The organism is Butyrivibrio sp. NC3005 (genome assembly GCF_000424545.1).
Taxonomy (GTDB): Bacteria; Bacillota; Clostridia; order Lachnospirales; family Lachnospiraceae; genus Butyrivibrio.
The window spans coordinates 195,684-210,390 of sequence record NZ_KE384206.1 but is presented as its reverse complement, the minus strand read 5'-3'; the positions used below and the strand labels follow the sequence as shown (position 1 = coordinate 210,390).

The following is a 14,707-nucleotide window of genomic DNA, read 5'->3' as shown; positions in this document are numbered from 1 at the left end:
GATTCATGAAAAAATATCCACTTTTACAAGTTCAATTAGGTGTTTTTTTGGAATGTCAGTCATATCCTGACAGTACACAGTATAATCTTCCATTTCAGGCTGTGCTTGATGTTAATGAAGACACAGCGTCCATCATAGATGCCTGGAAGAGGCTTATTAAGGCATCACCTGTTTTACGGGATCGTTTTGAAATAGACGAAAACGGAACTCCATATCAGTTTGCTGATGACAAAATGAAAGTAGAGATTCCCGTAAAACAAATGAAAGAAAGGGAAGCAGAGAATTATATTAATTCAGAATTCGTGCGTCCTTTTGATGTATTAGATGGAAGCCCATTATTTCGTATAGAGCTAATAAAGACTGAAGAAAAGCTCCATATGTTGATGGATTTTCATCATCTTATAATGGATGGTCTTAGTTATTTTACTCTTATTGATCGTGATTTTGTGTCTGCGCTTAAGGGGAAGGAAAAAAAGGCGGATTTATCATATTTCGAGATTGCTGAAGAAGAACAGGAATTCTTTAAGACAGAGGAATATGCTAAATGTCGTGACTATTTTGTAAACAGGTTCAAAAACGATGAATCTAGCAGTCTGTCTTCTATTACCTCTTGTCTTGGAAAAATGGTCACAAGCGCAGAAATGCTTGACAAGGAAAAGTGCGATGCCTGGTGTCTTGATAACAATGTGGAGGCACACGCTCTTTTCCAGGCAGCATTTGCTGTTGTCCTTGGTAGAATGACTAGAACTAAAACTCCTGTTTACTGCACTAGTTACCATGGACGAATTAATCGCAAAATGATGCGCTGTCAGGGTATGTTCGTTAACAATGTCGCAATGAAAGCTGAGATCTCTCCTGAAAAAAAGGTGATTGATTTAATCAAGGATATTGTTGAAGATACTGATACAGCATACTCTATGGGAAGATATCCGTTCCCACATCTTAATAAAGAGATTGGGATTGTGCCAAGAGTTTCTTTTAACTTCCGTCCGTTTAATCAATTTTTGAAAATTGGAGATAATAAATATAAGGTTACAGAGATAGAGAGAAAAACAGCGCAGACAGATATTAACGTTCATATTGAAAATATTGACAATAATTATGCTATCTGTGCTGAATCTTCTGATGCAGTAAACAGTCTGGAAACAGTTAAAATCTTTGCAAGAGCTATTTACTGTGTAGTTAACAATATGATAAGTAATCCAAAGGCGCAGCTAAAGGATATTTATCTTGTAAGTGAAAAAGAAGCTGAGGAACTATTAAAAATATCTACAGGTGAGCACAAAGAATACGATGAATCAAAAACATGGCTTTACTATTTCAAAGAGCAGGTTGAAAAAAATCCTGAAAACGTTGCTGTAGTAGATGAAAATGGTTCTTATACATACTCTCAGCTTGATAATGCATCAGATTCTGTTGCAAAATTTCTTATTGATAAAGATGTTAAGGAAAATGATTTTATAGCGCTTAAAACATCGAGATCCAAGGATTTTTTGGCAGCAGTTCTTGGTATATGGAAAGCGGGAGCAGCATATATTCCTATAGATGCAGACTATCCAGAAGACCGTATAAACTATATTCTTAATGATTCAAAAGCCAAAATGCTTCTTGATGATGCTTCTATAGAGCTTGCTAAAAAGACTAAAGTATCTGAGCCGGTTATTTATACGACTCCTTCTTCTTATGCATATATTATTTATACATCAGGTTCTACAGGAAGACCAAAAGGCGTAGTAATTCGTCAGAGTAATGTTCTTAATCTTGTTTCTTTTATTAGAGATCGTTGGGGACATACTTCAAAAAGTCGTATAGCTTGTCATTCTAATTTTGCGTTTGATGCATCGGTAGAAGATTTATATCCGGTACTGATGGTGGGAGGCACTCTTTATATTGTGCCTGAATCTGTGCGTAAAGATATTTATCTTATGCGTTCTTATATTAAAGAAAACGGCATAACCGGTGGATGTTATACTACGCAGTTTGGACAGCTTCTTGGTGATGATAAAGAGCCTCTTGAACTTGATTATATGGTTCTTGGTGGTGAAAAAATGACTGCAACACCTAATATTACAGGAACCGTTTATAACACATATGGACCTACAGAATTTACTGTAGACGCTACATATTGCGAAGTTGAAAAAGGCATGCATAAGGATATACCAATTGGTAGAGCTCTTTATAACTGTCTTGCACTTGTTCTTGATGATTGCGGAAACCTTTTGCCAAAAGGAGCAGTTGGTGAACTATGTCTTAGTGGTCCACAGGTTGCAGCAGGTTATTGGAATCTTCCTGAGAAAACTGATGAGGTCTTTAAGACGATATGCCTTCCTGATGGAAAGGAAAGAAGGATATATAGAACAGGAGATCTTGTCAGGTATAATTCTAGAGACGAACTTGAGTATTTTGGAAGAATTGACTTCCAGATAAAACTCCATGGATTCCGTATAGAACTTGGAGAAATTGATACTCGTGCCATGGCATATGATGGTATTCGTCAGGCTGTTTCTCAGGTAAAAAAAGATAGAATAGTTCTTTATTATGTACCTGAAAAGGACATTTCAGAGGATGCATTAAGAAGCTTTATGGGAGAAACTTTAGCTGAGTATATGGTTCCTTCTGTTTATATGTGTCTTGATAGTATGCCACTTACATTAAATGGTAAAGTTGATCTTAAAGCTTTGCCGGACCCTGTTATTCAGGATGCACAGATAGTGGCTCCTGAAACTGACCTTGAAGTTTCTATTCTTAGCATTGTCAAAAAAGTATTGGGATTTGGTGAAATAGGTGTTACCACCAATCTTGTTTCATCAGGTATGAGTTCTCTTGATACCATGCGTCTTAGTGCAGCATTATCCAATGAAATGGGAATGCATCTTAAGGTTTCAGATATCATGAAAGATCCTACTGTACGTGGTATCGCCAGCCTTGAGAGTAATTATGAAGATGATAAGCTTGTTTTAAAACATTTAGCAAATCGTCCAAACTATCCTATAACAGAGAACCAGCGAGGTGTTTATCTTGACTGGGATATGAATAGAGAGACAACTCAGTACAATATGCCAGGAGTCTATCTATTCGAAAATACATCTTCTAAAGTGTTGCAAGATGCATTAATAAAGGTGTTTAATGCTCATTCTTATCTTAAGATGAGACTTTCAAAGGTTCTAGGTGAAGTTGTACAGGTTCCGCATGATGATGAAGAGCCAAAGATTGTGATAAAGGAACTTGATTTTGAGCCTGATACAGACTTTTTCCAAAGTCTTGTAAAGCCATTCGACTTGTTATCAGATAACCTTTACCGGGTAGAGCTTTTTAGCTGTAATAATAAGACGTGGCTCTTTATGGATATGCACCACATTATTTGTGACGGATTATCTACAGCCATTATTTTTGATGACCTTATAAAGGTTATGAAGAAAGAAGAGCCGTCAAGAGAAGAGATAACAGCATATGATTATGCTGTTTACGAGAGGGATTATTTTGAATCAAGTAATAATTCTCTAGATGAGGCATTTTTTGAAAATATGATTTCAGAATCTCAGGTAGTAGTATACCCTGATTCTGAAGTTCCGGACAAAAAGAAAAACGGATATGTTGAGTATAAAGTAAATAAGGCTCAGATTGATGACTATTGTAAGGAACATGAAGTTACACCGGGAAGTTTCCTTCAGGCGGCATTTGCACTTTGCCTGAAGCGTTTGTCAAGAGAAGACAAACCTTTATATCTTACAGTAAGTAATGGACGATCTGATATTAGACTTGCGGATACAGTAGGTATGTTCGTCAAGACTCTTCCTGCTGCCTACGTTGGAGATGGAGATTCAAAAACTGCTTCTATGTATGTGGAAGAAACCCACAGACAGCTTCAGGAAATATACTCAAGGGAAATGGTTCCGTATACTTTGCTTGTTGATAAATATAGACTGCATGTAGAAATACTTTTTGCATTCCAGGGTGGTATTTCCAATGAAGTTGAAGGAGCTAAAGAAATTCCGCTTTCATTAGATACGGTCAAGTTCCCTATCATGGTCACTATTTATCCGGATAAGGATGACTATAAGATATGTGTTGAGTATGATGGAATGCGCTACAGTGCTTCTGATATGCTCATTATTGCCAGAGCTATATCAGCAGCTGCACTTGGACTTGTTAAAGCTGACAAATTAAATGATGTGTGTCTTGTAGATGAAGCTGAAACAAAAGAGCTTATGAAGCTTGGTTTTGGTAAAAGACTTGAACGTGATGAAACAGAAACTATTCTTAAGATATTTAAGGACAGGACTAGTGCAACACCGGATGCGCCTTGTCTTGTTTTCCATGGAAAAACATATACCTATAGACAGCTGGATGAAATAACAGACCGTCTTGCAGTGCATCTTTATAAAACTGCACATATTGGTCCAGAGCAGAATGTTGGTGTGCTTATTAACAGATCCGAGCTTATGCTCATCTATCCTTTGTCTGTAATGAAGACAGGTGCAGCATATATGCCTTTGGATCCGCATTTCCCATCAGACAGACTTTCCTTTATGTGTGAGGATGCAAGTGTAAAGCTTATACTTTCAGAGAATAATCTGATTGAGGAAAAGATACCTGAATATAAAGGAGCAAAATTTTATAGTAAAGATATAGAAACTCTTCCTAAAGTTACTGATAAGGAAATTGAAGAATTGACTCCTCCAGATGCTCATAACAGACTTGTAATCCTCTTTACATCCGGAACAACCGGAAAACCTAAAGCAGTTGATTTGGAACATTACGGTATTGTTAATTTCTGTCATTGGTATGTGACAGAGTTTGAGCTTACGATGAAGGATCATGTTGCTGGATATGCTAACTTTGGTTTTGATGCACACATGATAGATCTTTATCCATCAATACTTGCAGGAAGCTGTATTTATCTTTTTGATGAAGCAATGAGAATGGATATTCTTGCCATGAATGATTACATGGAAGAGAATAACGTCTCTGTTGCTTTTATGACTACGCAAATTGGATGCCTTATAAGTGAGATGAACCATTCACTAAGATATCTGTCGACAGGTGGTGAGAAGATGCCTCCTATTACACCTCCTGACTTCAGATTCCTTAATGTATATGGTCCTACTGAATGTTCACTGTTTTCGACATTTTATGATGTACCAGGTTATTTTGAAGGAAGGCTTATAGGTCGTCCGTTGTCAAATTATGAACTATATATTATTGATCAGGCTGGAAAACTTGTTCCAAGAGGTGCAAGAGGCGAGCTTCTTATTGCAGGTCAGGGTGTCACTAGAGGTTACATGAACAGAGAAGAACTGACAGCTGAGAAGTTTATTAACTTTAAACCTTTAAAAGACAGCCCTTCTGTAAGAGCATATCGAAGTGGTGACCTTGTAAGCTGGGATGATGATGGAAATGTTGTTTATCTTGGAAGAATAGATAAGCAGGTTAAGCTGCGCGGACTTAGAATTGAGCTTGGTGAAATTGAGAACAGAGTACTGTCGTATCCTGGTATTACTCAGGCTGTTGTTGATGTTAAGGGTAAGAATCCACAGCTATGTTGCTACTATATTTCAGATAAAGAGATTGACATTGATGATCTTAAGAAACATTTGTCGGAGACTCTTACTGAATTTATGATTCCTCAAGTCTATATGAGACTTGAAGATTTGCCTCTTAATGCAAATGGTAAGGTTGATAGAAGAGCTATTCCGGAACCTGAAACTGTTTCAGAAGAAATTGTTGCGCCTGAAACTGACGAAGAGAAGAAAGTATTTGAGGTAGTGGCTGACATTCTTGGTATGAAGGAATTTGGTGTTACCACAAACCTTATTTCACAAGGTATGAGTTCTATTGCTGCAATGCGCCTTGCAGCTGCACTTGAAGAAAAGCTTTCTATTAAGCTTAGAGTTGCAGATATATTAAAGAATCCTAGTGTGCGTGAGATTATTGCATGTAGTAAGAAAGAAGATTCTTCGTCGTCAGAAGATAAACGTTTGATCCATTATCCTGATAGAGATGTTTACCCTATTACAGAGAATCAGCGTGGTGTTTATCTTGACTTTGAGATGAATCATGATACTACGCAGTACAATATTCCTAATGTATATGAGTTCTTTGGAATAACTGCTGACAAATTGGCAGAGGCTGTTAGAAAGACTATGGAACTTCATCCATATTTGAAGACTCGCATTATTCAAACAGATGAAGACATTATGCAAAAGCCGTTTATGGATGAAGCGGTGGATATTGAGATAAGCGAGCTTGATACATGTCCTGATGCAGAATTTTTCCAGAAGCTTATTGTTCCATTTGACCTTTTAAATGAAAAGCTTTACAGGATAAAGATTTTTACTTTTAAGGAAAAAGTTTATCTGTTTATGGATATTCATCATATTATTTATGATGGCCTTTCATCAGCTGTTTTCCTTGAAGATTTGCGCTCTGAGCTTAAAGGAATTGAAAGTAATGCAGAAACTGTTACGGCACTTGATTATGCTGTATATGAACAGGAATTTATAAAAAGCGATGCTTTTGACGAGATTGAGAAGTATTTCGACAGTCTTGTTGAAGGTGTAACAAGTGCGTCCTATCCATTGTCAAAAGAACCTGATATTAAGAAGGATTCAAGTAAAAATATGGTAGGAACGATTATTCAGAAGGTAGATGCTGCGCCAATTGATGAATTCTGTAAGCGTTATGCGGTTACAGCAGGTAATTATTTGCAAGCTGCATTTGCTGAAGTTCTTTACAATATTACGCTTGAAGATAAGCCAATGTATGTCACTATCAGTAATGGTCGTTCAGCTGACAGTGCGCTTCAGAATACTGTTGGTATGTATGTAAGGACTCTTCCTGTTGTTTTTGAATGGAATAATAATGGTCACGGTGATGAATCGGTGGCTGGTTACGTACAGGCTATGCAGAAACAATTGCAGATGACGTTTGAGCGTGAAATCTATCCTTATACCAGGATAGTTGAAAAGCATCGTATTCATGCGGATATTATGGTTGCATGGCAAGGCGGAGTAGCTGACAAAGAGTTGGTTGATGCGCAGAAGTCTATTCCGTTAACGCTTGATACTGCTAAGTTCCCGATACTTCTAACAATGTACCCGGATAAGGGCAATTATGTTCTTATGCTTGAATATGATAAGACTTCCTATGGACAAGAGGATATGCAGCAGCTTGTTTCATGTGTTTGCAAGGCAGCAGAAAGCATGACAAGTGCAAGGAAGATTGGCGATATTTCGATGGGTATAAAGCAAAGAGGCTTTAACAGCGTCATCGATAGGATACCGATTGGGAAGATAGACCGAAGTGCTCTTCCTGAGTTTATGCAGTCAAGTTCTGCTGAGTACGTTGAACCAGAGACAGATGAGGAAAAGATTGTAGCAGAAAGCATGCAGAAGGTTTTAGGATCATCAGATCCTATCGGTGCTTTGGATAATTTCTTCGAAATAGGTGGAGATTCCATTAGAGCTATTCGTATGGTTAGTCTTATTCGACAGGCTGGTTTCATGATTCAGGTTTCAGATATCATGAAGCTTAAGGTAGTAAGAGAAATTGCAGCTGTCCTTAAGGCAAAAGAAAAAGCTTCTTCTATTTCACAAAGTCCGTTTACCGGAAGTGTTCCTGATTCTGCTATTGTTAAGTATTTCAAGTACCTGGAACTGCCTGATAAACAGCATTTTGCTCAGTCTACTTTGTGGAAACTTAATGAGCATTGCGATATTAATGTTCTTGAAGAGGCAGTTAATGCAGTTTTCTATCAGCATGATATGTTAAGAGCTGTTTGCAGGGATGATTGTCTATTTGTCCGTCCTGCTGATACAAGGTTTACTATTCAGGATATCGAAGTTAATTCGAAGGAAGAGATTCCTGCACTTTGTGAAAAAATTCAGGCATCTATTGATGTGACTAAATCTCTTGTGAGTATCGTGCTTATTCATGTAAACGCACAGGAATATCTTTTCATGGCAGTTCATCATCTTGTAGTTGATGGTGTTTCATGGCGTATTATTACATCTGATCTTGAAGAAGCGATTAAAAATGTAAAGAATAACGAGAAGGTTAATCTTCCTGCAAAGACCAACACGTATAACGACTATGTGAAAGCTTTGCAGAAATACCGTGAGAGTTATAAGTTATCATTAGAAATACCATATTGGGAAAATGTTCAAAACGAACTGATGAGTCTTCCAGTCTCTAATGAGAAGAACTATGACAGAAAGATAAGCTTATCCTCTGCTGTAATGGATGAAGCAGCTACCAGCATGTTTATTAAAGCTAACTTTGGAATGATGAATGCTGATATTAATGATGCTCTTCTTACAGCCGTTGGTATGAGCTATTTCAAGATGACAGGAGAAAAAAGTGTATCTGTTCAGCTTGAAGGGCACGGCAGAGAAGATATAGGAGAAAACCTTGTAACTGATAGAACGGTAGGTTGGTTTACTTCTATATATCCAGTTATTTTAAAGAACATTAGTGGTAATTTGAAGGATACTTTCTGTGAGGTTAAGGAGACTTTACATAGAGTACCAAACAAAGGTGTAGGATATAATGTACTAAGGTTCCTTGATGGAAAAACTTCATTTACAAGCTGTGGTGACAATATTGCACGTATTGGCTTTAACTATCTTGGTGAGATGGATAGTGAACAGGCAGCAGATGATGCAATTCTTGGTATAGCAGATGTTGAAACAGGTGCATCTGTTTCTTCTAAGAACACCTTTGGTTGTGAATTATCCATTAATGCATTGGTAGAAAATGGTAAATTCTGCCTTTATGTGACTTATAATTCAAAGCTTTATGATAGTAAGCAGATAGAGGAATTTACAAAGAAGATACTAAGCAATATGTCTGAAATTGCTACATTTTTGTCTATGCTTAATGAAAAGCAGTTTACAGCAAGTGACTTTGGTGAAACAGAATGGACAACTAGAGAGTTTAAAAAGGTTGTTAAAGATTTTGATTCCAGAGGAGAAAAAATCGAGAGAATTTATCCGCTTACCTCGATGCAGGAAGGTATGTTGTATAAGTATCTTTCAAATCCTAAGGATTGGGCATACAGAATTGTTACTATATTGGAACTAAATGTATTACCTACTAAAGAGGAGCTGTCTTTGGCACTAGACAGACTTGCATTAAAGCATGAGGTACTGCGTACAGCGATAATCTACGATGGTGTAAAGAAGTCTAGACAGGCTATTATTGACAGAAAACTTGTTCCTACTATGGTGGATTTGAGCAAAAAACAGGATAAGGTTAAGGCTGTTGAGAATCTAAGAATACAGATTCTTAATGATGCCTTTGAACTGCAAAGAAAGCCTTTGTTCCAGTTAACCTGTGCAAAGAAAGATAATAAGAGCTGTTATCTTGTTATGGCTGTTCATCATGCTATTGTTGATGGATGGTGTATGGGAATCTATACAAGTGATTTCTTTACATTCTTAAATGAAGAAATCACCGGAAAACGTACAACAGATAGTGCTCCTGAGAATGGTAAGTATGAAAAAGCTGTAAGAGAGATTATCTCTAAAGATAAGGCAGAAGGACTTTCTTATTGGAGAAATCTTCTTGATGGGTACGAGACTAAGACGGAAATTCCATCACTTGGAGATGTTCCGCTTAATCAGCAGAGCAAAAAAGACTCTGTTCTTACGACTATTGATAAGGACATTACTGATAGATTCCTTGCTCTTTGCAACAGCGAAGGAGCGACCATAAGTAATGGTATCGAACTTTGCTGGGGACTTGTTCTGCAGACCTATAGCAGAACAGATGATTCTGTATTTGCAAAAGTTGTATCTGGTAGAGATAACACATCAGTAGATGTCAACAACCTTGTAGGACTGTTTATAAATTCTGTGCCTGTACGAGTAAAGATTGAGCCTGATACGACAACGCGTCAGATGTTAAGAAATCTTCAGAAGCAGGCAGCTCAAAGTAATAAGTATGATTTCTGTCCGCTTGCAGAGATTCAGCAGCAAAGTGAGCTTGGATCTGACTTGTTCCAAAATATTATTGCTTTTGAGAATTATGATAGTGGTCTTGAAGATGACGATGAAGCTGAGTATGCATTTTCTGTTAAGCCTGTGGTTTTCAAAGAAGAAAACTTTGATGAAGTTACCCCTGCAATGTATATCGATAAGGAGGGAAGACTTTGTATTAACCTCACCTTCAATCGCAGGCATTATCGTATGGAAGAAATTGAAGCTGTAGGTAAACTCTTTGATGTACTTGTAAGAGAGGTGACGGATAATCCTGATACTCCAATAGTAAATCTTCCTAGGATTGCAGAAGATGACATGCATAATGTTATGGAAATGTGCAAGGGCGAAGAAATTGAATATGATACTTCAAAGACCTGGCTTGATTTATTTGAAGAGCAGGTTAAGGAACGTCCAGATGCTGAGGCTGTGACTGACGAAAGTAGTAGTATGACATATGGTGAACTTGATCAGGCTTCTGATAAGGTTGCAAGTTGGCTCATTTCCAAGGGAATAGAGAAAAACGACTTTGTTGCTATCAAGATGAACAGGAAAAAGGAATTTGTAGTATCAATTTTGGGTATCCAGAAAGCTGGTGCTGCATATGTTCCGATTGACCTTGCATATCCTAAGGATCGTATTGCCTATATTGAGGAAGATTCAGGTGCAAAGATTACTTTGACAGATGATATTATGCCTGAAATATTACAAACAAAGGCAGAGCATATTAATAGGACAGGACCTGATAACTATGCATATATGATTTATACTTCAGGTTCAACTGGAACCCCAAAGGGTGCGGTAATCTATCAGAAGGGTCTTATGAACCATACAATTTCTATGAGGAAGTTGTTTGAACTTACGCCTGAAGATAGGATTAGTTGCCATAGATCATTATCTTTTGATGCTCACATTGTAGATTATTATGCTCCGCTTTGCTCAGGTAGTTCAGTTCACATAATGCCTGAGAGTATCAGAAAAGATCCAGGAAGAATATTTGAATTTCTTACTGAGCACAGAATAACAGGCGGTGGATATACTACGGCACTTGCTAAGATTATGAAGAATGGTTATCCACTAAAGCAAAGATTTATATCTTGCGGCGGAGAAGCTCTTAACGGTGTTGTAAGTGATAGTGTCAAAGTCTATAACCTGTATGGACCTACAGAATGTACCTGTGACAGTGTAATTTTCATATTGGAAGATGGAGTACAATATGACACTATTCCAATTGGAATACCGGTTCCTAACAATTATGTATTTATAGTGGATGAACATGGAAATCTTCTTCCACCAGGTGTTCGTGGTGAAATATGTATTGCAGGTGTTCAAGTTGGCTATGGATACTGGAATAGACCTGATATGACTAAGGCTGTATTTGGTGATTGTCCGTTTGTTCATGGTATACGTATGTACCACACAGGAGATCTTGGATATTACAACAAAAATCATCAGATAGTATATGCTGGACGTATAGATTTTCAGGTTAAGCTTCACGGATTTAGAATCGAGCTTGGAGAAATTGAAAGCCGAGCAGCACAGTATAACGGAATTACTATGGCTTGTGCTCAGGTAAAGAAGGATACTCTTGTTCTGTATTATTCATCAGATACTGATATTGATGAAGAGTTGCTTAAGAAATTCATGGCGGAGTCTCTTACTGAATATATGGTACCTACTATCTATATTCGTATGAATCCTATGCCACTTACTCCTAATGGTAAGATTAACATTAGAGAGCTTCCTGAACCTGAGATTACAGCTGGATTCAAGAATGAGCCACCGGCTAATAGGCTTGAGGAGAACTTCCTTAGAATTGCAAGGCAGATTCTTCCTGAAAAAGAGTTTGGTGTAACAGATGATCTTACGTTGGCAGGACTCAACTCACTTAGTACAATGCTTCTTGCCAGCAGGATAACAGATGAACTGAATATGAAGATTCGTGTATCAGATATTATGCGTTATAAATCGATACGTGGATTTATTCAGGGAAAGAGAAGAATTTCATGGCTTTATGAAGAATATGATGAGAATAAGCCGACTCTTTGTTTCATTCAGGGAATTGTTCTTTTGAGTGATACCGAACACTTACATAAGCTTTTGAGTAAGTATTTCAACCTTGTTGTTATAGAACCAGTACAGAATCACTATGATAAGATATTCCAGGGTGAACATTATGATGATGTAGTAGCGTTCTATATTGTAAGTACAGAGATTCTAATTCCCGAAGATGCGAAGATATTTGGCTTCATGGGATTTAGCTTTGGTGGAGAACTTGCATTTGGTATGGCACAGGCCTACAAGAAGATGACCGGAGAGAAGGTTGTTACAATCATGGGCGATTCGACTCTTCCTAAAGCCGGTAAGCATCAACCTGAAAAAGTTACAACCGACTATTTCAGGGAAATCATTGGTTCTTTCGAGCAAAAGGAACATGAATATACCAAAGAAGAACTTGAGATGTTGACTGAGCTTACCAATATGACTCATGAGATTTGTTGTGAGAATTCTCTTGTCCCATATAACGGAAAAGTTATTTTCCTTAATGCATGCAAGAATTCTACAGATAAACTTATGAAGGATAAGATGGATGCGCTTGGTTTCTATGCGCCAGATGCAGAAATTCATGAGTTTAAGGATTATTCTCATAGTGGTATATTTACTAGCACTTCATTGCATCCGTTCTATCAGGATTTGGTAAAGAAGTTGCTGGAACCAAGTGACAAATAGTAACTGCAAACATTGATACGGTTGACGAGCTTCAAACCAGGGGTATAGAGAATGGAACGTAAGGCATATTTGATAGATAAGAGTTTCAGATTTCATATGGGTGCATCTATCATGACTATGACAGCGATGAATCTGAATAGTATCATAGACGGAATTTTGATGGGACGTTTATTAGGATCGGATGCCTTTTCAGCAATAAATGTTGTTTTGCCTATTGTTAATTGTATCAGTGCAATTGGAATACTATTGTCACAGGGCGCCGCTATGAAGATAGCAAAATTTTTAGGAGCCATGGACAAGAAAAAGGCAAATGAGGTATTCACGGTCAGTATGATTTCCATGCTGATCGTGGGTATTGCCTTAAGCAGCATAGCTGCCATGACAGGTATTGCACAGCCTATAGTTGGAAAGCTGTGTGTTGCCAAAAATCTATATGACATGGCAGAAAAATACGCAGCAGTTTTAATGATGGGTGCTATTCTCTTAATCTTTGAGAACGGGACATCTATGCTAGTTGATGTGATGGGAAATCCTAGAATAGTAACTGTTGGCACTATAGTTAAAACCGGTACAAATATTCTTTTTGATATTCTTAACATAAAGGTGTTCGGGATGGATATAAAAGGCGCCGCCCTTGCAACTTTATTTGGATCACTGGCAGGAAACGCAATTTATTTATATTATATTTATAAAAAAAGCGGTATGCGGATGACATTATGTCCTACGTGGGCAGCAGATTTTGCAAGCGGACTTGCGCATTCTTTGCCAGGTTTTCTGGGACAACTTGCTTCAGTGGCACTTATGTTTATATGTAACTATTACATTATGGCAAATCAAGGCGCTGATGGTATGTTTGTCATGTCTATAGGGTATACGATTGTATCGATAGGAAGTATTATTTCAAATGGCGTTGGAATGTCTTATGCAGCAATTGGTGGTATGCTTTTGGGTCAGGAAGATGATTATGGCATGTGCGTATTGTTTAAGAGAGGCTTTTTTGTGACTATTTTAACTCCAGCTATATTCTGTATTGGTGGTTTGTTTGGAAAACAGCTTGCTCTAATGTTTGGCGCTGATACCGCTGAAAAAATAGCACTTGCAGGAGAAAAAATTCCAATGATATGCATATTGCTGTTTTCTCTTGGCATTATTTCGTCTATGGTATATCTTCATACAGTATTAGGACATCAGACAATTTCATCAGTTAATACACTACTTATTTTGCTCTCAATTGTTGCCTCCTTTGCTAATACAGAGCATTTTCTTTCTCCAGATAAAATCTGGCTCGCATTTCCGTTGACTACTATTCTTAGTCTTTTGACTTTTTTTGCAGATACAACGGTTATATTCCTGAAATCCAAGGGACAGCTAAGATTAATATCACTGATACCAAGAACTTCTCCTGTAGCAAAGAAATTCGATATTTCTATTAAATGTAATATGAATGATAAGGCTGAAGCTATAGAATATCTTATAGGCTTTTTGAATGAGTATGATACTGGAGATTTTCAAAGTAGTATTATTCACTGCCTCGATGAACTAATGATGAATATAGTTAGTTATTCTGGATGCAAAGATGATGCCTATATGGATTTAACTGTAATGATTCATGAAAATAAGGTGACAGCTTCTCTTAGAAATGCTGGAGTACCATTTGATCCTGTATCTTTTTCTGAAAAGAAAAGGAAAACAGGACTAAAACTTGTATTTCATTATTGCGATAATTTAGAGTATAGATATTCTTTTGGCCAAAATATGATTTTTGTAAGCTGGAATAATCCTTAGTTATTGTTTTCACCAGGAAAACAATAACCGTACCAGACCATATGGGCAGTCAGAAGAAAGGAAAGAAAAAGTAAAGAAAAAGTAAAGAAAATTATGTTGAGTACCAACAGGTGTTGTAAGTACAATAGATTGTGATTTTTTAAAGCTTTTAAAAGATATATATAAAGAGGTAGTAGAAAGCGGGTTTTCATTAAAAAATGTGAAGACCTGCTTTT

Annotated in this window: 2 protein-coding genes; both read left to right on the top strand. The window is 37.3% G+C overall.

The genetic code is table 11. The annotated features are described in order from the left end of the window. Positions 1-5: 5 nt before the first annotated feature. Positions 6-12,707, top strand: a complete 12,702-nt coding sequence (locus tag G634_RS0115775; protein WP_026506069.1) for a non-ribosomal peptide synthetase — start codon at positions 6-8, stop codon at positions 12,705-12,707. 51 nt (positions 12,708-12,758) lie between these two features. Next, complete coding sequence (locus G634_RS0115770) at positions 12,759-14,492, top strand: MATE family efflux transporter (protein WP_026506068.1); 1,734 nt, start codon at positions 12,759-12,761, stop codon at positions 14,490-14,492. Positions 14,493-14,707 lie beyond the last annotated feature (215 nt).

Bases quoted from the DNA above. Each gene is read 5' to 3' on its own strand.
- G634_RS0115775 (WP_026506069.1), top strand. From the start codon at position 6: ATGAAAAAATATCCACTTTTACAAGTTCAATTAGGTGTTTTTTTGGAA.
- G634_RS0115770 (WP_026506068.1), top strand. From the start codon at position 12,759: ATGGAACGTAAGGCATATTTGATAGATAAGAGTTTCAGATTTCATATG.